The organism is Rufibacter psychrotolerans (genome assembly GCF_016924645.1).
GTDB classification, from domain to species: domain Bacteria; phylum Bacteroidota; class Bacteroidia; order Cytophagales; family Hymenobacteraceae; genus Nibribacter; species Nibribacter psychrotolerans.
The window spans coordinates 370,169-393,689 of record NZ_JAFFJV010000011.1; the positions used below are offsets into that span (position 1 = coordinate 370,169).

At 54.4% G+C, this 23,521-nt stretch carries 16 protein-coding genes; 4 read left to right on the forward strand and 12 right to left on the reverse strand.

Annotation, left to right across the window (positions count from 1 at the left end):
* Window positions 1-62: 62 nt before the first annotated feature.
* Together JT718_RS12415 and JT718_RS12420 are read right to left on the reverse strand one after the other, a co-directional pair.
* The gene (locus tag JT718_RS12415; RefSeq protein ID WP_205503015.1) at window positions 63-1,223 is read right to left on the reverse strand and encodes a helix-turn-helix domain-containing protein; all 1,161 of its coding nucleotides are present in this window, start codon (window positions 1,221-1,223) and stop codon (window positions 63-65) included.
* Window positions 1,224-1,418: 195 nt separating this feature from the next.
* Entirely contained in the window at window positions 1,419-2,258 is an 840-nt protein-coding gene (locus tag JT718_RS12420; RefSeq protein ID WP_205503016.1) for a hypothetical protein, read from the reverse strand.
* An 890-nt stretch (window positions 2,259-3,148) separates the two neighbouring features.
* On the opposite strand from JT718_RS12420, the gene JT718_RS12425 reads away from it, so the two are divergent.
* On the forward strand, window positions 3,149-5,653 hold the full coding sequence (locus JT718_RS12425; protein WP_205503017.1) for a M14 family zinc carboxypeptidase: 2,505 nt from the start codon (window positions 3,149-3,151) through the stop codon (window positions 5,651-5,653).
* A 171-nt stretch (window positions 5,654-5,824) separates the two neighbouring features.
* On the forward strand, window positions 5,825-7,279 hold the full coding sequence (locus JT718_RS12430) for a PQQ-dependent sugar dehydrogenase (RefSeq protein WP_240337061.1): 1,455 nt from the start codon (window positions 5,825-5,827) through the stop codon (window positions 7,277-7,279).
* Window positions 7,280-7,388: 109 nt separating this feature from the next.
* On the opposite strand, the gene JT718_RS12435 is transcribed toward JT718_RS12430, so the two are convergent.
* The 10 genes from JT718_RS12435 to rpsF form a co-directional block, all read right to left on the reverse strand.
* Window positions 7,389-7,721 carry a Rieske (2Fe-2S) protein gene (locus JT718_RS12435; RefSeq protein ID WP_205503018.1) on the reverse strand — a complete coding sequence of 111 codons (333 nt, stop codon included), beginning with the start codon at window positions 7,719-7,721 and terminating at the stop codon, window positions 7,389-7,391.
* A 1,206-nt stretch (window positions 7,722-8,927) separates the two neighbouring features.
* The gene (locus tag JT718_RS12440) at window positions 8,928-9,350 is read right to left on the reverse strand and encodes a hypothetical protein (protein WP_205503019.1); all 423 of its coding nucleotides are present in this window, start codon (window positions 9,348-9,350) and stop codon (window positions 8,928-8,930) included.
* A gap of 492 nt (window positions 9,351-9,842) precedes the next feature.
* On the reverse strand, window positions 9,843-12,377 hold the full coding sequence (priA, locus tag JT718_RS12445; protein ID WP_262897353.1) for a replication restart helicase PriA: 2,535 nt from the start codon (window positions 12,375-12,377) through the stop codon (window positions 9,843-9,845).
* 55 nt (window positions 12,378-12,432) lie between these two features.
* On the reverse strand, window positions 12,433-12,909 hold the full coding sequence (locus JT718_RS12450; RefSeq protein WP_205503020.1) for a hypothetical protein: 477 nt from the start codon (window positions 12,907-12,909) through the stop codon (window positions 12,433-12,435).
* A gap of 179 nt (window positions 12,910-13,088) precedes the next feature.
* Window positions 13,089-15,122 (reverse strand): thioredoxin domain-containing protein, encoded by a 2,034-nt coding sequence (locus tag JT718_RS12455; RefSeq protein ID WP_205503021.1) that lies wholly within the window; start codon window positions 15,120-15,122, stop codon window positions 13,089-13,091.
* A gap of 67 nt (window positions 15,123-15,189) precedes the next feature.
* Complete coding sequence (locus JT718_RS12460) at window positions 15,190-16,170, reverse strand: GSCFA domain-containing protein (RefSeq protein ID WP_205503022.1); 981 nt, start codon at window positions 16,168-16,170, stop codon at window positions 15,190-15,192.
* Between the two features lie 39 nt (window positions 16,171-16,209).
* The gene (locus JT718_RS12465) at window positions 16,210-16,962 is read right to left on the reverse strand and encodes an HAD family hydrolase (RefSeq protein WP_205503023.1); all 753 of its coding nucleotides are present in this window, start codon (window positions 16,960-16,962) and stop codon (window positions 16,210-16,212) included.
* Between the two features lie 183 nt (window positions 16,963-17,145).
* Window positions 17,146-17,589 carry a 50S ribosomal protein L9 gene (gene rplI, locus JT718_RS12470; RefSeq protein WP_205503024.1) on the reverse strand — a complete coding sequence of 148 codons (444 nt, stop codon included), beginning with the start codon at window positions 17,587-17,589 and terminating at the stop codon, window positions 17,146-17,148.
* Between the two features lie 13 nt (window positions 17,590-17,602).
* Window positions 17,603-17,854, reverse strand: coding sequence for a 30S ribosomal protein S18 (gene rpsR, locus JT718_RS12475; protein ID WP_205503025.1), 252 nt, complete (start codon window positions 17,852-17,854; stop codon window positions 17,603-17,605).
* A complete protein-coding gene (gene rpsF / locus JT718_RS12480; RefSeq protein WP_205503026.1) occupies window positions 17,851-18,216 on the reverse strand; it encodes a 30S ribosomal protein S6 in 366 nt (121 codons plus the stop codon). The genes rpsR and rpsF overlap by 4 nt, the downstream gene beginning before the upstream one ends.
* Window positions 18,217-19,136: 920 nt before the next feature.
* On the opposite strand from rpsF, the gene JT718_RS12485 reads away from it, so the two are divergent.
* Both JT718_RS12485 and JT718_RS12490 read left to right on the forward strand, forming a co-directional pair.
* Window positions 19,137-20,459, forward strand: coding sequence for a c-type cytochrome (locus JT718_RS12485; RefSeq protein WP_205503027.1), 1,323 nt, complete (start codon window positions 19,137-19,139; stop codon window positions 20,457-20,459).
* 43 nt (window positions 20,460-20,502) lie between these two features.
* Entirely contained in the window at window positions 20,503-23,511 is a 3,009-nt protein-coding gene (locus tag JT718_RS12490) for a TAT-variant-translocated molybdopterin oxidoreductase (RefSeq protein WP_205503028.1), read from the forward strand.
* Window positions 23,512-23,521: the final 10 nt, after the last annotated feature.

Below are 23,521 nucleotides of genomic sequence, written 5' to 3' on the forward strand. Positions count from 1 at the left end.
GAGCAAATGTGACCAGGAAAGGCTGGAAACGCGGAATTTGCCTATAAGTACGGAGTGCTATCTTATAAAGTAGTACTAAGCGGCTGTCCGTTTTTGCGGTATTGCCCCGGCGTTTGTCCGGTGGTTTTCTTAAAAGCGGCCATAAACGCAGACTTAGATAAATAACCGCTCAGTTCGGCTACTTCTTCCACTTTCAGGTGCGGTTGGTTCAACAAGATTGACTTTGCCTCTTCTACGCGCAACTCGGCCAGGTACTCAAAAAAGCTTTTGCCCAGGCACTCGTTCAGGAGCTGGGAAAGGTAGTGCGGCGTGGTATGGAGCTGTTTGGCCAGGGCGGGTAACGAGGCCGAGGTTTGGGTATAGAATCTGGCTTCCTCGGCGGCCTTCAGTTTCTCCAGGAGGGCATCTTTGGTTTCCTGGGTCATGGTAGATTTCTCGTACTTCACCAAAGGCACCGTATTTTCTTGCACCACCGGCTGAAAGAAAGCAGCCCCGCTCAGCATTTTATAGGTGAAAAAGAAAAACTGGCCCGTGATGAAAACCGCCATAAAATGATCGCCCAGATCTTCCTGGAACAGGAGCTTCACCGCTATGAACAGCCCCGTTATGCCAATGAAGAACCACAGAAGCAACTTAGCCCAGGCCTGGAATGGGGCCGGGGAAACCTGCGGTTGCTTCCGCATGAACACCACAGAAAGGACCACATATAAGGTGATGTGCGCCAGCGTGAGTTCATTGACCCATTCGGTAAGGTGGAGCGGATCAAAGTTGAATGAAGGGGCCTGGCGGGCAACGTTGGCCAGCTGATCAGGGAAGTAGGCATGCAGGTAGGCCTGGTGTTTGAACGCCTCAGGCTGCATCAGAAACGGAATATGGTACACCAGGTAAAACCCGAAGGGAACCAGATGCCATCCTTGCCGCCTGGTCCAGGAACAGCCCGTGAAGCTTCTGAGCAGCAGATAGGTGAGCGGCCCTACCGCAAAATTGGTGGGCTCAGAGAAATCTACCAGCGCCAGCGTATGGAACATGAGGCCGGAGTAGCAAAGAAAGATCTCCAGCAGCGCGCAAGACAGCAGAAAGGTCCAGGCGGCTAATAGAAGCTGTAAATACGGTTGTTGGTGAGGTCTTTTGGAAATGAATAGAACGGACAGAAAGAAGCCCTGTACCGTTCCGGCCAGCAGAAGAGCCGCATACAAATCAAAGCATAGAAACCCGTTTGCCATGGCTAAAGGTAACAAATGGCCGGCTGCCGTTCAATGCCCGGGCAAAGCCAGCACCAGGTGACTTATTCAGCCCCCACGTTTTAGGCCGATTTTCGTGAAAACTGCCTCAAAACAGCTGCTTCCCGGTGCCCTGCTCTTGGGACAAAACAAGAAAAGGCCCGGGGTGCCGGGCCTTTCTGGTGGATCTGTGCAAATTTAGTTGCAGCTGTAGTCAATGTTGGTAACGGTGGTTTCCCCGTTCTGGGTAGTCTGGGTGGTTTTGGTTGGGTACCCATTCTCATTGAAGACATACACGTTGGTGTAAGACAGGTCTTTTTTAACCGTGTTGCCTTCTCTGTGCACCGCCGTTAAGATATTGTTAGGGCTGGCCGGGTTAATGGTAGGAACGCCCATGAACAGCGCCTCAAAAGCAGAAACCGGGCTTGGTTTGTTGTCATACGTATACTGCGTCACAGACTGCGGGGTGGTAGACTCATCTTCCTCCGTGGCCGGATTGTCAAAGAACTCCCTGGCTACCGTTACATTGCCCTTGGCGTCATACTCATAGGTGGTGAAGCCCATCATGACCACGTCAGGTTCTCCGCCTTCTTCCTCAGAGGGGAACACCATGGCCCGCGTGATTTTGCTAACGCGGTTCTGGGTGTACTCGTACTCCGCCACCAGGCCGCCGCCCTGCATCTGGGCCGTCACAAAGGCATTTCCTATCAGTTTACCCTGCTCGTCATAGACATACTCTAGGCTTCCGGTTCCTTCCTCGCCCGCCGCGAAGGTAAGCTTAGACGGCTTGCCCGCTTTGTTCCCCGAGGTATGGTAGCTAACCGTCACGTTGCCAAACTCCTCATTAGAGAAGGTACTGATTTTATCATTGTTGTAGGTGATGGCCGTAACGCCGTCTTCAGCGGTTACTTTTACCGGCCGGCAAATTTTATCTCCCGGAATTGGATCTGGATCGTTCTCCTTGTCGTCCTCACTGCAGGAGCTGAATACAAATAATGAACCAACAAATAAAAGGGGTAATAACTTAGGGAATTTCATGGTGTGGGTAATTTGGTTGGAGGTTAATGAATGATCAACATTAATGCGTAGCGCTTCTTGCATTCTGTAGTACTAGACACGCTTATTGGGGGTAACCCCTACTGAGTTGAAAGAAATTTTACTTAATTTTTTTGTGTAGCTACACCGGTTGTTTTTGGCATGTTTATCCAATTGTATGCAGTAAATAGAGCCTTCGTCTAAACCAAAGGGAATGGTTTAGTTAGTGTTTGTTTGGCTTTAATGAATAGGTAAATTAAGAAAGTGACGTACCCTGAGAGCGTGTAAGTGAATAGCTGTTGCGGGCGGAGAAGGCTATTTTTTTAAGTTGAGGGAGGGGATATAAAATGTATAATGGGCTTTGTTATACTTAACTAGATAGTTTAAATATATCTGTGATTAAGGTGTTAATTGGGTAGAGTTAAGCTGTAATAAGCTTTGTTATAGAGGAGGTACTATCTAGGTTTGATAACTATATATAATAAGTAACTTGGATCGTCAATTGCGCTGGTGTTTGCTAGATATCGCTTGGGAAGAATATATTAAAAGAAGGGGTAAAGAGGGGAATAAAACGCAGAATTATTATCCTAAAAAAAACAGCTAATTGGGAATAGCGCGTGCTTGTTATGCGATTGTGGTTGAAAGATCTACTGCCAATGAGCGGTTGCCATTGAGGCAGGCGTAACCTGAGATAAGACAAGCTTCTGCGGCTGTACCCCTACGCAGGATCTGGCAATTTGCATTGCAAAGCCGCCTCTGCCAGGCATTCTCCTGGAGGTAGCTGACAATCTTTGTGCAAGAACCCATATCTTTACTTCTATTCAGATTCTAACAAGAGCATAATGTATTTGGAGACTCCTTTGAGAAAGAGGCTGGCATGGCTTCTGTGCTTCATGGCGGTACTGGTGGCCTCACAGGCCCGGGCGCAAAACGCGCTGCAGACCCCTGAGCAGTTCCTGGGCTACCGCCTGGGCGACCAGTTCACGTTTCATGGCCGTATTGTGGATTATGTGCGGTATCTGGCCAGCCAGAATACCACCAAAATGCAGCTACAGACCTACGGGCACACCTATGAGAACCGGCCCCTGCTGCTGGCCACCATCTCCTCGCCGGCCAACATGCAGCGGCTGGAAGAAATCAGGACCAATAACCTCAAGAGCACCGGCCTGATGGACGGGCAGCCCACCGGCGGCAAGCAGCCGGCCATTGTGTGGCTCAGCTACAATATCCACGGAAACGAGTCGGTGAGTTCTGAGGCGGTGATGCAGGTGCTGTATGACCTGCTCAACCCCAGCAACGCCCAGACCCAGCAATGGCTGGAGAACACCGTGGTGCTCATTGACCCCTGCGTGAACCCCGATGGCCGCGACCGCTACACCCAGTGGTATAACCGCGTGCGCAACCAACAGCCCAATGCCTCGCCGTGGGCCTGGGAGCACCAGGAGCCCTGGCCCGGCGGACGCCCCAACCACTACTACTTTGACCTGAACCGCGACTGGGCCTGGCAGACCCAGATTGAGTCCAAGCAGAGGGCGGTGGTCTACAACCAATGGATGCCGCAACTGCACGCCGATTTCCACGAGCAGGCCGTGGACAACCCGTACTACTTTGCCCCTTCGGCCAAGCCGTACCACGACGCCATCACGCCCTGGCAGCGCGAGTTCCAGGGCATCATTGGCGACTACAACCGCAAGTACTTTGACAAGAACAACTGGCTGTACTTCACCCGCGAGAGCTTTGACTTATTCTACCCCAGCTACGGCGACACCTGGCCTACCTACCAGGGCGCCATTGCCATGACTTACGAGCAGGGTGGGTCTGGCCGGGCCGGGGTCGTGATTCAGAAAGCCGACGGCGACAGCCTCACCCTGAGCCAGCGTATTGCCCACCACCACGCCGCCAGCCTGGCCACCATTGAGGCCATGTCTGACAAGGTAGACCAGGTAGTGAAGGAGTTCCGGAAGTTCTATGCCGATGCCCAGACCAAACCCTTCGGGACGTACCGCAGCTACGTGTTCAAGGTGAAAGGCGAGGAAGGCCGCATCAAGGAACTGACCCAGTACCTGGATCGGCAGCAGATCCGCTACGGGTACGCCCGGGGAGGCGGCAGCAGCAAAGGCTTCAATTACCAGTCTGGCAAGACCGAGACTGTGAAGTATGAAAGTGGTGACCTGGTGATCAGCGCCTACCAGCCCAAATCTACCCTGCTGAACGTGCTGTTTGAGCCGTCGGCCCGCCTGGAAGACTCAGTGACGTATGACATTACCGCCTGGTCGTTGCCGTACGCCTACGGGCTCAAGGGCGCGGCTTTCACCAGCCGCATCGCCATGGCTAATGACCAGCCCGCGGCCGCTACCCCCACCAATGCCGCTACGCCCACCGCGTACGCGTACCTGGCTCCCTGGACCGGCGTGCAGGACCTCAAGTTCATGTCGGCCCTTCTAAAAGCAAAAGTGCGCGTACGCTACTCAGAGGTGCCGTTTGAGCAGAACAAGGTGAAATACGCCCCGGGCACGCTCATCATCACCAGAACCGGCAACGAGAACCTGGGAGCCAAGTTTGACCAGTTGGTGACCCGGGCCGCTGATTCATTGGGCATCAAACTCACCACCACCACCACCGGCTTCGTGACCTCGGGGTCAGACTTTGGGTCCCGCAGCATCCGGTACGTGCAAGCCCCCAAGGTGGCCCTGGTGACCGGTGATGGCGTGTCGCCCTACGGGTTTGGGGAGATCTGGCATTACTTTGAGCAGCAGATTGGCTACCCCGTGACCGTGCTGGGCGGCGATTACCTGGGCAATGTGCCCCTGCACGAGTTTGACGTCTTGATTCTGCCCACCGGTTCGTACGCCAGAATCCTGGAGGAGCGAACCCTCAACAAGGTGAAAGACTGGGTGCGTGCCGGCGGCAAGCTGATTGCCCTGGAAAGCGCCGCCACCTTCTTAGCTGATAAGCCCGACTTCGCCCTTAAGAAAAAGACCCCGGATACCACCAATGCCAAGAAGGAAGCCACCGCGGAGCACCTGAAGAAGTACGCCGACCGCGAGCGGGAGTCTATCTCTGAAGAGGTGCAGGGCAGCGTGTTCCGGGTGAACCTGGACAGCACCCATCCGCTGGCGTTTGGCTACGGCAGCACCTACCCGGCGCTGATCAGGACCAGCACCCTGCCCCAGTTCCTGAAAGAAGGCTGGAACGTAGGTTACCTTAGGGAAGAAGCACCGGCCACCGGTTTTGTGGGCGCCAAAGTGCGCAAAAACCTGCAGAACGGCCTGGTGCTGGGCGTGCAGGACCTGGGCCGCGGCCAGGTGGTGTACCTGGTAGACAACCCATTGTTTAGAGCGTTCTGGCAGGGCGGCAAGCTCCTGTTCGGGAATGCCGTGTTCCTGGTGGGCCAGTAAACCTGATATCCCTTACCTCAGAAACAAGAGAGCCCGCCCCAAGAGCGGGCTTTCCTGTTTTGGGGCTGTTTTCAGGAAAACGGCTTAAAAATACTGGTGCCGGTTAGAACATTACCCAAATCAATTTTAGCTTTAGGGGAGTATGCCTGTTTAAAGCTTAACCAAAACCTTATGCGTTTCTCCCATATCTTGTCGGCTGCCGTGCTGCTAAGCCTTGCTTCGTTCATGGGTTGCAGCAAAACCGCCTCTACCGCCTCGCAGAGCGGGGGGCAGGCCAGTGCCGGGCAACAACTTTCCGGGGCTGCCTTGGCCTCGGCCAGAAGCAACTACACCAATTTCTGCGGCGGGTGCCACGGCCGCGACCTGGAGACGTTCGTCAACCGCAAATGGCAGCACGGCGACTCGCCCGAGGCCCTGTTCAAAGGCATCAAGCACGGCTACCCAGAGCAGGGCATGCCCGCCTATGACACCACCTTCACCGATGAGCAGATCCATCAGTTGGTAAGCTACATCCGGGAGGGCATCACCAAACAAAAAGACCAACCGGCCCAACGGCGAAATACCCTGGTGCACCGCTCAGAGAAGGTGAGCTTTGAGCTGGATACCGTCATCACCGGGCTGGACGTGCCGTGGGCCATGGCGTTCCTGCCCAACGGCGACATGCTGATCACTGAGCGCGGCGGCACGCTGTACCGGCTTACCCAAAGCCGCCAGTTGCAGAAGATAGAGGGCGTGCCCGAGGTGCTGGCGCAGGGCCAGGGCGGTTTGCTGGACGTGAAACTGCACCCAGACTTCAGCAAGAACAACGTGCTGTTCCTGTCTTACTCGGCGGTGAAGCGCGACGGCGGCCAGACCTTGTCTACCACTGCCCTTATGCGGGCGCGCCTGGACGGCAACAGCCTGCAGGACCAGAAAGTGATCTTTGAGGCGCAGCCCTACGCCCGCACCCGCCACCACTACGGCAGCCGCATAGTGTTTGGCCCAGACGGGTACCTGTACTTCACCATGGGCGACCGGGGCGGCACCAACGTGAACCCCCAGAACCTTAGTGTGCACGCCGGCAAAACGCACCGCATCAAAGAAGATGGCTCCATTCCCACCGATAATCCGTTTGTAGGCAAGGCAGACGCGCTGCCCTCCATCTTCACCTACGGTAACCGAAACGCCCAGGGAATGGCCCTAAACCCCGCCACCGGTGAGCTTTGGCTGCACGAGCACGGGCCCAAAGGCGGCGATGAAGTGAACATTGTGAAGAAAGGGGCCAACTACGGCTGGGCCGAGGTCACCCACGGCATCAATTACAACGGCACCAAAATCACGGACCTGAAGCAAAAAGCAGGCATCACGGATCCTATCTACATCTGGGTGCCCTCCATTGCGCCCTCGGGCATGGCCTTTGTCACCTCAGACCGCTACAAAGGCTGGGAGGGAAGCTTGCTGCTAGGCTCCCTGAGCTTCAAGTTCCTGAGCCGCCTGGAGCTAGACGGTAATAAGGTGGTAAGGGAAGAACGCCTGCTGCAGGACATTGGACGGGTACGCGACGTACGCGTGAGCCCCGATGGCTACGTGTACCTGGCCGTGGAAAACCCGGGCCGGATTTACCGGCTGGTACCGGTGCAGGAGTAGCAGCGGGCAAATGCTCGTCGTTTTAGGGCCATTTTCGGTAAAACGGCCCTGAAATGAACGCAACAGCCGTTTGCTCTGGGTTCTGCCGGAGCAAACGGCTGTTGCGCTTTTAGGGGGTTTCCGGCAGATGTACATACACGCCGTCTTCGCGGGTTTCCAGCGGGAACCGTTGCAGGGGGCGGGTTCTGCCTTTGCATTCCTCGCCCGTGGCCAGGTGGAACCGGTAGCTGTGCCAGGGGCAGATAATCTCATTGAGGTAATTGGTGGTGCCGCGGCTCAGGGCATCGCCCAGGTGGGGGCAGAGGTTCTCCACGGCAAAGAGGCCCGCCGGGGTATGCGCCAGGCAGATTTCCCGGCCGTCCGCCAGCACGGCCTTGGCTTTGGTGAGGGCTACCTGGGCCTTGGCTTCGGCCTCGCTGTTGAAAAGTTTGATCCAGGGCATGGGCGGGGAGAGCTGTTTGGGGGCCAATATCCAGAAAATACCCCTGAAACGGAAGTGCCGCGTTAAAAAGGCCTGTAAATGAAAAAGCCCGGAAAAACCGGGCCCCTTACACCAAACTAACAAACAAAACTTTTAAACAAACCTAATGAAGACTAAAGCAACCGGTTGTGGGGGAGCAGCAAGCTGAGAGGGAATCAGGTGCTGTGGTTGCGTTTAGTGATACAAAGATGCAGCAACTTTGCCCCGGTGCCAACCCAAACAAGAGGAAGCAGGCCTTTTTCTGCCTGAATCCCGACAAACCGGGAGTGAACCGGACAAACCACCCCCGAACCCGGAGAAAACCGCCCCAACCCGGAGGCGCAGGAAATAGAACTTTCCGGAAAAAAGAGCCCAAAAATGGCGCACTAGGCGGTGAAACGGTAAGAAAATCTGGAGGCGTCAGCTAAATCAGGCGGTTCTCTCCCCAAAAATCCAGCGCACTTTCCTTAACCCTGTTTTTTGATGAAACCGGAAAACCTGCTGCCGAAAGCCTTCCCTCAGGAGGGAAACTGACCGACCGATAGAATCCTTGCTAGCCGGGGAGCGGGCCAGCAGCCTTGCGGTACAAGGGAAGGGGACAAGGTTGTCGGCCTGCCCCAATGTTGGGGAGAAAGGCAGCAGGTGCGGGAGGAGCGGCACTCAGAGAAAACGGTTTTAGCGTTAATTCTGGAAAAACAGGCTCAAAGCAATTCTAGGGCGAATGAAGTGCCCCTAAAATGAAAAAGCCCGGAAAAACCGGGCCCCTTACACCAAACTAACAAACAAAACCTAAATTCTTCTGGAGGGCTGGCCTGGGCCAGCGGGCAATCCGGGGAGGGGGAATCTTCTCTGGGAGGGGACTCAACCGCTTTCGCCGTGATTGATGATACAAATATGCAGTGACTTTTCGCCGGCGGCAACGCAAATAAGAAGAAGCGGGCCTTTTCCTGTCCGAAGCCTGCAAAAGAGGGAGTGAACCGGACTAACCCACCCCGAACCGGCGGATTTACCAGCTAGAGCCGAAGCCTGTAGAAAGGGACGCAACAACGGGCGGCACAGCAGGTGGCTAGAGCAGAAAGGGCAAAAAAAATGCTTAAAAGTAGTCTATCCCAGAGCGCAAGCGGATAGTGAAGACTACTTTTAAGCGAAATAGAGTGTGAATGTATCAGATTTTACGCGGGTAAGACCTTAAGGTTTAAGCGTGTAGAAAGAATTGTCTGATTTTTTTTCAAAGCTATCGGCAGGTTTCTCCAGGAGCATGATTTTCAGGGTTTTCTCGCCGGTGTTCCAGTTCTTGAAATGGGTAAGATCGGTCCAGAGGCGGTCGCCAGGTTTCACTTTTACTGTTTTCACTTGGCCATCGGGGGTAACCATGCGCAGGGTTCCGGCAGAGGCTGCGTAGGCTTCCTGCTCCGGTGAGGCGTGGAAATCCAGGAACTCACCTGGCGCCAGCTCCAACGACAAGATGCGCAGGTCATTAGTTTTCAGAACATGCTTGAACACTTTGGTGGTGCGGGGAGCGGAGCCGTGGGGGTTTGTTCCGGCAAAGGCAGGAGCCAGGTTCAACAGGAAACAAACGGTAAAGAAAGCGGAGGTTAAGCGAGTTTTCATAATTTTTTATGGTTAAGATTTTTAGAATTTTTTAAGAGTATTTTGCTCGTTTCTGGGGTAGCCCTTTTGATTATATAGATGCAAAGTTGGGCAATACGTTGCTTGCTTGTATGTTAATGATCTGTTAAAAGGCTTAAAACCAGGATGAAGCCGCAAAAACCAGCACCGAGGCGGAACTTTTCCCGGATGAACGGGACCCCGTTTTTCGGCAGTTTTTGCCAAAAGGCCCCCAAAACCGCTTTGTGGCCCTAAAGTGAGCCAGCCAGCGGCCTGCGGGAACAGCAAAATGTTGAAGGGGAAATGCCAGGACGCAGCCAATAGTTGCTCCCTTTTGCCTCAGCCCGAAACCTGCGGATACAAGCCCGCCTGACCCGGCAGGAATTAGGAACCGCCCAAAAACAGAAAAGCTGTTTTCAGGCTGAATGATGAAAATCAGCCCGAAAACAGCCTTTTGGAGGGTTTATTTTGAAGGTGGCCTGCTAAGCCGGCGTATTAAGACGGGTCCACGTCAATGACAACGCGCGCATTCTTGAAGTCTTTGGCTTTGAGTAGCTGCTGCACAGCATCATAGATGTGGGCCTTCGCCTCGCGCAGGTTGCCGCTCTCGCGGTCTAGTTTTACGTGCACTTCCTGCAGGTATTGGTTCCTGATCTTGAAAATATGCGGGGCCTCGGGGCCCAGCACGCCGGTGCGGCCCAGGCGGTCTACCAGGTCCTTGGCCAGCAGGATGGCCGCCGCCTCGCAGGGCTTGGCCTCGGGGTGCTTTACGGTGAGCCTGATCATCCGCACGAAGGGCGGGTACCTGAACTTCTGGCGCTCGGCAATTTCCTGCTCGTACAGGCCCTGGTAGTCGTTGTCAATGACCCGCTGGAAGATAGGCTGGTTGGGGTTAGCCGTCTGGATGAGGACTTTGCCCTTGTTCCCTTTACGGCCCGCCCGCCCGCTCACCTGCACAAACAACTGGTACGCCCGCTCGTGCGCCCTGAAATCGGGGAAGTGGATGATGCTGTCGGCGCTCAGGATGCCCACTAGGCTCACGTGCTCAAAGTCCAGCCCCTTGGTCACCATCTGGGTGCCCACCAGAATGTCGGTGCGCTGCTGCTCAAAGTCCTCAATGATCTGCTGGTGGCTGTTCTTGCGCTTGGTGGTGTCCAGGTCCATGCGCTGGATGCGGGCCTCGGGCAAGATCAGCTTCAGCTCGTCCTCAATCTTCTCGGTCCCAAAGCCCACGGTCTTGAGCATGGTGGAGCCGCAGGCGGGGCAATCGTTGGGCTTTTTCTCGGAGTAGCCGCAGTAGTGGCAGCGCAACTCATTGGAGAACTTGTGGTAAGACAAACTCACGGCGCAGTTGCGGCACTTGGGGATCCAGGCGCAGTCATTGCAGTCAATGAAAGGCGCGTAGCCCCGCCGGTTCTGGAACAAGATCACCTGCTCGTGGCCGTGCAGCGTGTCCTGGATGCCGTGGATGAGCCGCTGCGAAAAGTGGCTGAGCATGTTCTTGCGCAGGCTTTCCTGGCGCGTATCCACCAGTTCCACCTGGGGCAGGGTGGCCTCGCCGTAGCGCACGTGCAGGTTTACCAGGCCCCACCGGCCCTGCTGGCAGTGGTAATACGTCTCTACCGAAGGCGTGGCCGAGCCCAGCAGGGTCCTGGCCCCGTGGAACTGCGCCATCATGAGCGCCACCTCGCGGGCGTTGTAGCGCGGCGCCGGCTCGTGCTGCTTGTAAGAAGGCTCGTGCTCCTCGTCCACAATGATCAGGCTCAGCGAATGGAAGGGCAGGAACACCGAGGACCGCACGCCCACCACCACCTGGAACCGCCCCGAAAGAATGCCGTTCCAGACCTCCACGCGCTCGTTGTCTGAGAACTTGGAGTGGTACACGCCCAACCGGTCCCCGAACACCCGCTTCAGCCGGACCACAATCTGGGCCGTGAGCGCGATTTCGGGCAGCAAATACAGCACCTGGCCACCGGCCTCCACCGCTTTCTGGATCAGGTCAATGTAGATCTCGGTCTTGCCGCTGCCCGTGATGCCGTGCAACAGCACCGTGTTCTTCTCGCCAAACAAGTCCAGCACCTGGTCGCGGGCCTGGGCCTGCGCCGGCGACAGTTCCATGGTAAGGTACGGTCCGCGGCCCTCGGCCTCGGGAAAACGGCTCACCACCTGGTCAAACTGCTCCAGCACGCCATTCTTAAGCAGCGTATTTATGGCCGAAAGCGACAGGTGCGGATTGGAGGTAAGCATGTTCTTCTCAATGCCCTGCTCATTGGTGGCCAGGTTGTGCAGCACGGGCGTGAGCTGCACGTACTTGAGCAGCACGTCCAGTTGCTTGGGCCGGGCCCCTAGTTCATTGAAAAGGGCTTCCAGGGTTTCCTCATCAGTAGTAAACTGCGGGGCCAGGCGTACCTTTTTCACCACCTTGGGGGCATACTTCTCGGCGATCTCCTCATAAATGATGATGATCTCCTTGAGCAGCAGCGATTTGATGATCTTATGAAAGCTGGTGAGCTGCAGCAACTGGCCCACCTCGGTGAAGGTGAGGTGCTGCTTCTGGCGCAGCGCGAAGATGATCTTTTCCTCGTGGCCGGTGAGGGGCCACTCGTTGGTTTCCTCGTTGAACTGCGGGTGCAGCTGTATCTTGGACTCGCTGCTGAGCTTAAGGGCCGAGGGGAGGGCAGCGTTGATCACTTCGCCCAGGGTGCAGAGATAGTACTCGGCCATCCACATGAAGAGCTTGAGCTGCGGACCCGTGACCACGGGCTTCTCGTCAATCACTTCCAGCAGGTACTTGGCCTGGTACTCTTTGGGAGGCTGCTCGTGCACGCGGGCCACTATACAGCTCAGGACCCGTTTAGACCCAAACTGCACCAGCACGCGGGCGCCCACCAGCACCTCGTCGCTCATCTGGTAAGGAACGCGGTACGTGTACAGTTTGGGCAGGGGCAAAGGTAAAATGACGTCTGCGAACAGGGTGACCCGTTCAGAGACGTCATCGGCAGGAGTATGGAATTCTAATTCAGGTGTCAAAGCGGCCAATTTAGGCCAAAGTTCGGAAAAACAGCCCGGAAACGGAAAGCTTTCCTTACTTCACCTGGTAGTCTTCCACCAATAAAGTGAGTTGGCTGTCTTGCGGGTCTGGGTCGCGCAGCACGGTGGTGTACAGCAGCACGGGCTCGGTGTCGCGTACTTCCAGCTCCAGCTGCTCGGCCAGGGAAGATTTTACCGGCAACCAGATTTCCTGTTGGCCCGAGGTAAAGAGCACCTCTTTGCGGAACTGCCGGATGTTGCCCGGCTTCAGGCCTTTCTGCTTCATGAGCTGGATGCTCTCCAGGGTGATGTTGCGGGTTTTGCCCTTGTACACCAAAGACAAGCGGCAGGCGCCCAACTCAGTAGGGCCCGAGGGGGCCTGAGACACGGCCGGGGTGTTTCGTTGCAGGGCTTCCAGGGTGGTCTCTGGGTGGGACTTCTGTAAACGCTTCCAGTAGCCGTCACCGTTCTGGGCAGCGGCTGAAGCCGTGATGGCAAGCCAAAGGCCGCCTAAAAAGAGTAACTTCTTCACGTGGTTAGTGGGTTTAGTGCTTGGTGCAGCAACAGCAGTTTGGCCGCTCCAGTTCTACAGACCCGCGAAAATCGTCAATTTGTTTGATTTAGCCCACCAAGGCTTCTTTTTGTACTATCCCGGGCTACCAAAGGGGCTCCCTACTGGCAGGAAAACCTTTGGGAGCCGGGGATTGTGGGCTACATCTGCTGAACCTGCGCCAGGGCCTCGGCCACCGACTGCACGGGTAACTGGCACGCCTTGTTGTAGCAGACGTACAAGGTGGTCTGCCCGCCCTGGGCGAACCGGTCTTCCAGCAACGGCAAGAGAGAGGTGCCTTCTTCCTTAGTGCCGGCCAGCAAGGCGTTGGGCAGAAAATGCTGCTGCAGCAGGCTCCGGAAGGCATGCACCTGGGGCCCTACCAGGGCAATCTCGGCGGTGGGCTTTAGCTTGAGGTAGAACAGGCTGGCCCAGTTGGCCAGGTGTGAGGGCTCTTGCACCACCAGGTCCCGTACCTTGGAAAGCATCTGGTCTGAGAGTTGGCTATACCGTTCTTTGTCATAGTACAGCCCCAGGAAATGCAGGTTCTGGGCCATCACCGAGTTGGAGGCCGGTACCACGTTGTCAAAGATTTCCTTTTTGCGGGCAATCAGCTGCTCCCCGGCCGAGCTGGTGAAGAAGAACAGGTCTTCCTGGGCATCAAAGAAGTGGGTGAGGGTATGCTCAGTGAGTTGTTTGGCCTCCTGGAGCCAGCTTTCCTCAAAGGTGACCTGGTACATGCCCAGGAAGGCCTGAATCAGGAGGGCGTAGTCTTCCAGGAAGCCGGGAATGGTGGCCTTACCGTCTTTGTAGTTATGGAAGAGCTGGGTGCCTTGCTTTAAATTGTTCAAAAGGAAGTTGGCGTTGGCGCAGGCCAGTTCCAGCATTTTGGGCTCCCCGAAAGCTTTGTACGCATCGGTCAGCCCGATCAGCATGAGCGCGTTCCAGGAAGTGAGGATTTTGTCATCCAGGCCCGGCCGAATACGCTCTGCCCGGGCCTGCAACAGCGTGTCTTTCCAATGCTGCACGTGCGTCTGCAGTTCCTCCAGGCTCAGGCCCTGGTCGGCGGCAAAGGCCTCGTCGGTTTGCCGGCGGTGCAAAATGTTCACGCCATGTTCCCAGTTTCCGACTGGGGTGGTATTGTAATAGGTAGAGGCCAGCCCGGCTTCCTCGCCTAGTATTTCCTGGAGTTCTGCCTGGGTGAACACGTAGAATTTTCCCTCCACGCCTTCGCTGTCGGCATCCAAAGACGAGTAGAAGCCGCCCTCAGGACTCATGAGCTCGCGCTCCACGAAGGCGATGGTTTCCTGCACCACCTGTTTGTACAATTCATTGCGGGTTACCTGGTAGGCCTCTGCATACAAACTGATCAACTGTCCGTTGTCATAGAGCATCTTCTCAAAGTGGGGCACCAGCCAATTCTCATCTACGGAGTAGCGCGCGAAGCCGCCACCTACCTGGTCATAGATGCCGCCAAAGGCCATTTCTTCCAGGGTGAGGTTCACCTGCTCCAGGGCCGCCAAATCCTGGCTGTGGTGATAATAGCGCAGCAGGAAGCGCCAGGTGCTGGGCATGGGAAACTTGGGGGCTTCGCCAGTGCCGCCCCGCTTCAAGTCAAAGCGCCGCTTCAGGTTCTGGAACATCTGCTCAAACGCCTGGGGGCTCACCTCTGGGTTAGGCTGCTGGAGGCCGTATTTGGCCAGCTCGCTCTGGTTCAGGTGCTGGACAAACTGGTCAGCCGATTTGTCCAGCTCTGCGCGGCTCCTGGCAAACGCCTCCGCGATGCTCTGCAGCAGGTTCACCCAGTTCTGCGGCGGGAAATAGGTGCCGCCGTAGAAGGGCTTGGCTTCTGGGTTCAGGAACACGTTGAGGGGCCAGCCGCCTTGTACGCCCATGGCGTGCAGGGCATCCATGTACACCTGGTCCACGTCGGGGCGTTCTTCGCGGTCTACCTTGATGCAGACAAAGTGCTTGTTCATGACCTCGGCAATCTGCTTGTTCTCAAACGACTGATGCTCCATCACGTGGCACCAGTGGCAGGCGGCGTAGCCGATGCTCACCAGAATGGGCTTCTGTTCTTGCCGGGCTTTCTGCAGCGCCTCGGGGCCCCAGGGGTACCAATCTACCGGGTTGTAGGCGTGTTGCAGCAGGTACGGGCTGGTTTCCTGCGCCAGGCGGTTAGGCTTTTTTTCCATAGTACTGAAGGATAGGTAAAGGGCGTTTCGGGCCTGTTTCTACAAAATAGGCCGCAAAACGGAATTACTACATACGCAACTGGCGCTGTACGGTGGCAATCTCGGCTGTAACATCAACCTCCGGGGCCAACGCCTGGAGCTTGGCGAGCAGGTTCTGCAGAAAGCGCTGATGGGCGGGGCTTTGGGGATGAAAAGGCTTGTGGGCCAGTTCGCGCTGGAGCTGGGCCCAGCGGGGCAGGAACTCAGAGAACGCTTGGTCGGCGTAGGCAGCGATGAATTTCTGCCAGATGTACTCCTCCGCCATGGGGGAGGGATGAATCAGGTCTGAGTCGTAGAAACGGTAATCGCGCAGGTCGTCCAGCAGCAGTTCGTAGGCCGGAAAGTAGGTGATGTTGGGGTGCTGCTGCAGGGCCGAGTGGGCCGCTACCCGCAACAGGCTTTTGCTCACGCTGTTCAGCGGCAGCGTGTCTTTGAGGTGGCGCACCGGGCTGACGGTCAAGATCACTTGTTGGTGGGGGCAGTGTTGCTGCAAGAGTTCCAGGGTTTGCCGGGTGTCCTGCTCTATCTCCTGCAGGGTGAGCAGGCGTTTGGTAAAGGCTTTTTGGGGCACTTTATGGCAATTGGCCACCAAAACGCCGGTGTCCTGGCGCTCATACACCATTGAGGTGCCCCAGGTAAGCATGACCACTTCGGCCTGCCTCAGAAACCGGTGGGCCTGCTCCAACTGGGTGTGCAGGATCTGCAACAATTCGGTTGGGCTCTGGTGCGAGAAGGCCGAATGGAAATCATAGTGGTGCCAGATGCCGTTCTGCTCTACCAGGCCAGCTTCCAGGTCGCCTATGTCTTGGGTGAGGGCGGTCCGCAGGAGTTTATGGATAGAGAGCGGGTTGAAAATGGTCCCGAACGGGTTCACCAGCACCCTGGCCTTGGCTTCCTGCAGTTTGTGGCCCATTACTTCGGCAAAGCAGGAGCCCATGGTAAAGACGCCCTGGGTGCGGGAGAAGCGGTGCGGGGCCGGGGAAACGTGAAGTTCGGTGCGGAATTGCATGGGGTTTCAGGGAGGCTACTTCCCCAAAGCTACGGATTTCTACGGGACGTCAGGAGCGACAATGGCGTAAAGCTGTTCCAGCGAGTGGATGGTGTAGCTGGGGTTGGCGGCCCGGCAGGTTTCCTCCGCGCCGTACCCGTAGGCGGCCCAGCAAGAGGAAAGCCCGGCATTGTTGGCGAAGAAAAGGTCGGCATCGGTGTCGCCCACCATCAGGACCTGCTCCGCTGATACGTGCGGGTACCGGGGCTGGATTACTTGCTGGTAAGCCATGGGGTGAGGCTTTTTTCTGAGCGGCACCTGCGGATTGTCGCCGATGATCAGTTCAAAGTACTGGCGCAGCCCAAACCGGGTGAGCGCGTCTTCAATGGCCCGCTGACCTTTGTTGCTGATGACCACGCAGGCAATGCCCAGTTGTTGCAGGTAGGGCAGGAGTTCCTGCGCCCCGTGAAAGAGCGTGGTCAGCCTGCCACCGTCGGTATCATAAATGTGCCGGTAATGCAGCACCCAGTCCTGCAGTTCCTGCTCGTTCTGGGGGCCTTGCAGCGGCGGATGCAGGAGAGGAAGCATCTCAGAAAGGTTACCGCCGGTGCCAATGGCTTTCTTGATCACGTCTTCCGCCGGGGGCACCAGCCCTTTCTGCTCAAACGCCTGCTTGAACGTGTACAGAATGGCCTCCTGCGTGGCGCACAGGGTACCGTCAAAATCAAAGATAACTACCGGGAAAGGCAACATAGAAAGCAAGGTGACTGGTGAGACAAAGAGATGGCTTTTACGGGCTGCTGGCCAAAACATAAAGCTGGGCTACTCTAAGAGGGCAAGCTGGGTAACCTTAGTGCCTCTAAAATAGCGTTTTAGGTCCGTTTTCCTAGAAACAGGCCTAAAACAGTTGGCAGGGCTTTGGGACAGGAATGGCCTAAAACAAAAACATCCTGCCGGAGTACGGCAGGATGTCTGGTATTGCAAGAGTTACGGCAATTAAGCGGCAACTACGTTGAAGCGGATCTGGTGCTTCACTTCTTTGTGCAGGTTGAGGGTAGCAGTGTACTCGCCCAGTGATTTCACCTCCTGGTCAAAATCAACACGCTTGCGGTCTACATCGTATCCTAAGGCTTTCAGGGCCTCAGAAACCTGCAGGGTAGTAACGGCACCGAAGATTTTACCAGACTCACCTGCTTTGGCAGGGATTTCCAGTACGGTGTCACCAATGCGGTTCGCCAGTTCTTGGGCGTCTTTTTGGATTTTCTCTGCTTTGTGGGCAGCCTGACGAATGTTCTCAGCTACTACTTTACGGGCCGAAGGGGTAGCCATTTCAGCTAAGCCTTGTGGGATCAAGTAGTTACGGCCGTAACCTGGCTTTACAGTAACGATATCGTTTTTGTAGCCAACGCCTTTCACGTCATCTTTCAGAATAACTTCCATCTCGTTTACCTCCTTATTTTAAAGAATCCGTTACGTAAGGCAAAATAGCCAAGTGGCGTGCTCTGGCAACGGCCTGAGAAACACGGCGCTGGAACTTCAAGCTGGTTCCGGTTAAACGGCGTGGCAACAGTTTGCCTTGCTCGTTCACAAACTTCAGTAAGAAGTTGCCGTCTTTGTAATCAATGTACTGAATCCCGTTTTTCTTGAAACGGCAGTATTTCTTGCGCGTGTCTTGCTTGTGTACTTTTTCGTTAACTAAACTCATGACGCTTGTGCCTCCTTTTTAGATGATTTAAACTCTCCGTTTCTACGGCGCTCGTTGTAAGCCACAGCGTGCTTGTCAAGGGCGGTAGTTAAGAAGCGGATGATTTTCTCGTCACGACGGAACGCCAGCTCTAACTGATCCACAATGGTAGATGGACCTTGGAACTCCACGAGGTGATAGAAACCAGTGTTTTTCTTCTGGATTGGGTACGCCAGTTTTTTTAGGCCCCAGTTCTCCTCATGGATAATGTCGGCGCCATTTTCCTTAAGCACCTGTCTGAACTTCTCGACCGTCTCCTGCATCTGCACCTCGTTCAACAACGGGGTCATGATGTAGAGTACTTCGTAATTTTTTAAAGTCATTTGTAAAAATGATTTTTTGGTTCGAAGGGGCAAAGGTAAAAGCTTTTTAGGTAAGAACCAAAGAAGGGTGAGATAAAGTGCAAAAGATCAGCGAGAACCCGGCGCTACCGGTTGCTTGTCCGTTTAGGGACCGTTTACAGCAAAACACGCCCAAAACAGGATGCGCAAAGCCTGGAAATCAGATCAATATATGCAAGCCGGACTTTCGCGGGTGTGGGCAGCAACCCGCCGGTGTTTCTCCTATATAATAAAGGTGTTGTTCCCCGCAAAGTGTTAGACCCAGAAGAGCTCTTCTGGGTTGGCGAAGCAGGCAGGGGCGCGCTTGTGTGTTGGCTACTACTCATCACAACTGCAAAGCGGGTGAGGTTACCTGACTAAGTACCTTGCCAACGCGCAGAATACAATTCTAATGGTATAATTCAGGGAAACTTAGAATTGTTCAATATAAAAGCATTTAAAGCAGCTTAAGGCCTTATGATTGTCTTGCTGGTAGACATACCCTTTGGTAGCATGAGGGTACTGACTGTTGTTTATCTCGAGCACTAACTCAGGCGAATTTTGCCATGTTGAAATTTTCAAAGTGCGTATTTACCCCATTTTTGCTTAGGTAACTACTTGTTTGTATAAAATAAAGTATAGATATGATAAAACAAATTACAATGTAATGGGGTAAGAGATAGCGTTTAGGGTGGCTGAGGTGGGCAAAGGAGGAGGGAAACGGCGGATAGGGCTGTAATTTATAAAGGTTCTAAATAGTGCCAAAACAAGCGTTTTAAGCGGGTTTGCCTTGAAAAACAGGGGGTAAAAACAGGCTTGCCGATACCTTAAAAATAAGAAATATTGTGTTTGATTAATGGTCATCGGGTAGTAGATTTGTGCCCGTAATGTACTTTCACTATTCTTAACACTACAATTAAGCTATGATTAGCTGTAAAAAGAGAGCAAAATATACCTTCCTACTCCCTTTTCTCTTCTTCTTCTTTGTTATTTCTTCTGCCTTCGCGCAGACGCCTGAGCAAAGCCAGATAGGGACGGCTGGTGTAACCCCTGGAGCTGAGGCCCCGGCGTCGGGTGCTGGAGGCGCTGCTGACGCAGCAGTTATTGAAAATGGACAAACCCTGTTCAAGAACAACTGTGTGCAGTGTCACTCAGTTGGTTCAGACGTGGTGGTGGGTCCTGGCTTGCGTGATGTCCACAAGAGAAGGAGCGAGGCATGGCTGATCAAGTGGATTAAGAACTCAAGTGCTCTTATCCAAAGCGGAGACAAGGATGCTGTTGCCGTGTTCAATGAGTACTCTAAGCAGCAAATGCCATCTTTCGCTTTCTCTGATGATGAGCTTAAGTCAATCATCGCCTATATTAAAAAGGAGAGCGAGACGCCAGAGAACGTGGCTGGTGCCCCTTCGGCTGGCCCGGAAGGTGCTGAAGCCGGAAAGAACGTGGGAACTGATGCTATTGGTAATGTAGGAGGTTATGTAGACTTGCTGCTGGTAGTATTGGTAGTGGTGCTGATTGTACTGGTGATTACCCTGGTAATTATTGCCACCGTTCTGAAGAACTACCTGAAAGGCAAAGGTGACCTGACCGGCGCTGAGCAGGAAATGCTGGAGCGCAGAACCAACTTCGCCAACATCTACAAGTCAAAAGCAGTGAGAGTGATTGTAGGGTTGATCTTTGTGGTGGTGCTGGTAGACCTTTCCATTGACAAAGTGATGGGCATTGGTATTCAGCAGGGTTACGCCCCAAGACAGCCAATTGCTTTCTCCCACAAACTGCACGCTGGTGACCACCAGATCAACTGTAACTACTGCCACACCTCTGTTTATAAGAGCTCAAGCGCCAACATTCCTTCTGCGAACATCTGTATGAACTGCCACAGCCAGATCAAAAAAGAATCGCCAGAAATCCAGAAGATTTACCGCGCCATTGAGAACAACAAGCCCATTGAGTGGGTACGGGTGCACAACCTGCCAGACCTGGCGTACTTCAACCACTCTCAGCACACCAAAGTGGGTGGCGTAGAGTGCCAGACGTGCCACGGCCCCATTGAGACCATGGAAGTAGTAGCCCAGTACGCTCCCCTCACCATGGGCTGGTGTATTGACTGCCACCGCAACACTCCTTTGAACACCGAAGGAAACGGGTATTATGACAACCTGGTGAAGTTGCACGAGAAGCAGTCTAAAGGTGCGTTTGTAGTGGCTTCCCAGGGCGGTACTGAGTGCTCCAAATGCCACTACTAATCCAATAAATTTCATCCATCCTGAATTTGAGTTTTTGATATATATGCAAGAAACAATTAAATACTGGAGAGGGGTAGAGGAGTTAAACAATACTCCGGAATTCCAGAAACATGCTCATAACGAGTTTCCTGAGTTCCTGCCAGTAAGTGAGACCAACGGTGAAGAAGCTTCTTCTGCCGTGGCTCCAAGACGTGACTTTTTGAAGTTGCTGGGCTTTGGGGTGGCAGCGGCAACGCTTGCTTCCTGCGAGGCACCGGTTCGTAAGGCAATCCCTTACCTGCACAAGCCAGAGGAAGTAGAGCCAGGCGTGCCTAACTGGTACGCCACTACGTACTTCATGGGTGATTTCTACAACCCGGTGTTGGTGAAAACCCGTGAGGGACGCCCGATCAAGGTAGAAGGAAACACGCTTTCCCCGCTTACCCAAGGCTCTACCCACGCCCGTTCACAGGCTTCTTTGCTGAACCTGTATGACAACAACCGTCTGAAAGGACCGGTTGCCAAAAAACAGGCCACTTCTTGGGAGAAAATTGACCAGGAAATCCGCACTCGCCTTACCGGCGTGCAGGGGAGAGTGGTGTTGGTGTCTAACACCATCATTAGTCCCAGCACTAAAACGGTGATCCGTGAGTTTGGGGCGCAGTTCCCGGCGTTTGAGCACGTAACCTATGATGCCAACTCCTCTTCCGCATTGTTAAGAGCAAACGGTGGGGTGGTACCAGGTTATGATTTCAGCAAAGCCAGAGTGATTGTGTCCATTGGCGCCGATTTCCTGGGAACCTGGATTTCGCCCGTTGAATTCTCCAGACAATACATCACCAACCGGAAAGTGACCGCTGAGAGACCCATTATGTCTCGTCACTTCCAGTTTGAGAGCTTCCTGACCATGACAGGCGCCAACGCCGATGTACGTGTGCCCGTGAAGCCTTCTGAGTACGGTGCGGTAGTAGCGGCCCTCTATAATAGAGTTGCAGGCGGTACGGGTGGCGCTGCCATTCAGGCCCCTAACTCTGCGTATGCCAAGCAAATTGATGCCGCGGCGAAAGAATTGCTGGCTGCCCGTGGCGCTGCCCTGGTAGTATCAGACTCTAATGATCCTGCCGTGCAGACGCTGGTAACCGCCATCAATGCGGCCCTGGGAGCGAACGGCACTACCATTGACACCAACGCCCCTTACTTTGTGCGTCAGGGCGATGATGCCCGCATGCTGCGTCTGATCAATGACATGAACAACGGAGCAGTTGGTGCCGTGATTTTCTACGGCGCAAACCCCGTGTACGATCATCCATTGAGCCAGCAAGTGGTGAATGGCCTGAAGAAAGTAGGCGTGAAAATCTCCTTTGCCGACAGAGAAGATGAAACTGCCGCTCACGTAGACTACATCTGCCCAGACAGCCATTACCTGGAGTCCTGGAATGACTTTGAGCCAAAGAGAGGGTTCTTAGGCTTGGCCCAGCCAACCATTTCCCCAATCTTCAACACCAGACAAGCACAGGATTCTTTGCTGAAGTGGACTGGTTCTACAACAGACTTTTACACCGTAATCCAGCGTACCTGGTCTGGCATTGTAGGAGGCGGAGCCGCCTGGGATAAGGCCGTGCACGATGGCGTAGCTACCGGAACCACCGGTGCAAATGAGCCAACTGCACCTGCTGCTCCGTTGACCCTGGCTGCCGCGGCAGTTAGCATTAACAGAGCCGGCCGCACCGGCGGAAAAGACCTAGAGCTTGCCATTTACGAGAAAGTAGCCATTGGTGCCGGACAGCACTCCAACAACCCATGGTTGCAGGAAATGTCTGACCCAACCACCAAAGCTACCTGGGACAACTACGTTGCCATTTCTCAGGCAGATGCCCAGGCTTTGGAAATTGAGCAGAATGATGTTCTGAGAGTAACAGCAAAAGGGAAGTCTATTGAATTGCCAGCCTTGATCCAACCTGGTCAGGCGAAAGGTACCATTAGCATTGCCATTGGATACGGCCGCACCCATGCGGGCCAGGCAGCCAACAACGTAGGGGCTAACGTGTACCCACTGGTAACAGTAGCAGGTGATTCCCTGGTGTATGCCAACACCGTAACCCTGGAGAAAGTAGGCGCCGACAAACCAATTGCGCAAACCCAGACGCACCATACGGTAATGGGTCGTATTGTGGTACAGGAGTCAACCCTGGCCAAGTACAAGCAAGATCCTAAGAGCGTAACCGAGTACATCCGGATCGCTACGCCAGACGGACCGCAGAAACCGCAGAAGATTTCCCTGTGGCCAGATTATGAGTACAAGAACCACCACTGGGGTATGGTCATTGACCTGAACTCTTGTATTGGTTGCGGTACCTGTACCATCAGCTGCCAGGTAGAAAACAACGTACCGGTAGTAGGTAAGCAGGAAGTATTGAATCGCCGTGAAATGCACTGGTTGCGGATTGACCGTTACTACAGCAGTGATGCAACCCGCGAAGATGGTGGATTTGAGAAGATGGAGAACCCATCTGAGAACCCATCGGTGATCTTCCAGCCCATGCTGTGCCAGCACTGTAACCACGCGCCATGTGAAACGGTATGTCCGGTGGCGGCTACCATGCACAACTCAGAAGGTATCAACCAGATGGTGTACAACCGTTGCGTGGGTACCCGTTACTGCGCCAACAACTGTCCGTACAAAGTGCGTCGTTTCAACTGGTTCAACTACGCCAACAACGAGAAGTTCGACTACCAGATGAACAATGACCTCGGCAAGATGGTGTTGAACCCAGACGTTACTGTTCGTTCACGCGGGGTAATGGAGAAATGCTCTTTCTGCGTGCAGCGTATTCAATACGGCAAACTGGAGGCTAAGAAAGAAGGTCGTCGTCCGAAAGATGGTGAAATTGTAACTGCTTGTGCTCAGTCCTGTCCTACCAACGCCATCATCTTCGGTGATATGTTGGATCCGAACAGCCAGGTATCTCAGATCCTGAAGCGCGAACAAGGGGAGCGTGCGTTCCACGTGTTGGAAGAGTTGAACACTCAGCCAAACGTTACCTACTTAACCAAAATCAGAAATCAAGCTTAATTAAACACAG

What these genes read in the sequence shown, in the direction of transcription:
- JT718_RS12415 (WP_205503015.1), bottom strand. Translation starts at nt 1,223, where the DNA reads ATGGCAAACGGGTTTCTATGCTTTGATTTGTATGCGGCTCTTCTGCTG.
- JT718_RS12420 (WP_205503016.1), bottom strand. Translation starts at nt 2,258, where the DNA reads ATGAAATTCCCTAAGTTATTACCCCTTTTATTTGTTGGTTCATTATTT.
- JT718_RS12425 (WP_205503017.1), top strand. Translation starts at nt 3,149, where the DNA reads ATGGCGGTACTGGTGGCCTCACAGGCCCGGGCGCAAAACGCGCTGCAG.
- JT718_RS12430 (WP_240337061.1), top strand. Translation starts at nt 5,825, where the DNA reads ATGCGTTTCTCCCATATCTTGTCGGCTGCCGTGCTGCTAAGCCTTGCT.
- JT718_RS12435 (WP_205503018.1), bottom strand. Translation starts at nt 7,721, where the DNA reads ATGCCCTGGATCAAACTTTTCAACAGCGAGGCCGAAGCCAAGGCCCAG.
- JT718_RS12440 (WP_205503019.1), bottom strand. Translation starts at nt 9,350, where the DNA reads ATGAAAACTCGCTTAACCTCCGCTTTCTTTACCGTTTGTTTCCTGTTG.
- JT718_RS12455 (WP_205503021.1), bottom strand. Translation starts at nt 15,122, where the DNA reads ATGGAAAAAAAGCCTAACCGCCTGGCGCAGGAAACCAGCCCGTACCTG.
- JT718_RS12460 (WP_205503022.1), bottom strand. Translation starts at nt 16,170, where the DNA reads ATGCAATTCCGCACCGAACTTCACGTTTCCCCGGCCCCGCACCGCTTC.
- JT718_RS12465 (WP_205503023.1), bottom strand. Translation starts at nt 16,962, where the DNA reads ATGTTTTGGCCAGCAGCCCGTAAAAGCCATCTCTTTGTCTCACCAGTC.
- rplI (WP_205503024.1), bottom strand. Translation starts at nt 17,589, where the DNA reads ATGGAAGTTATTCTGAAAGATGACGTGAAAGGCGTTGGCTACAAAAAC.
- rpsR (WP_205503025.1), bottom strand. Translation starts at nt 17,854, where the DNA reads ATGAGTTTAGTTAACGAAAAAGTACACAAGCAAGACACGCGCAAGAAA.
- rpsF (WP_205503026.1), bottom strand. Translation starts at nt 18,216, where the DNA reads ATGACTTTAAAAAATTACGAAGTACTCTACATCATGACCCCGTTGTTG.
- JT718_RS12485 (WP_205503027.1), top strand. Translation starts at nt 19,137, where the DNA reads ATGATTAGCTGTAAAAAGAGAGCAAAATATACCTTCCTACTCCCTTTT.
- JT718_RS12490 (WP_205503028.1), top strand. Translation starts at nt 20,503, where the DNA reads ATGCAAGAAACAATTAAATACTGGAGAGGGGTAGAGGAGTTAAACAAT.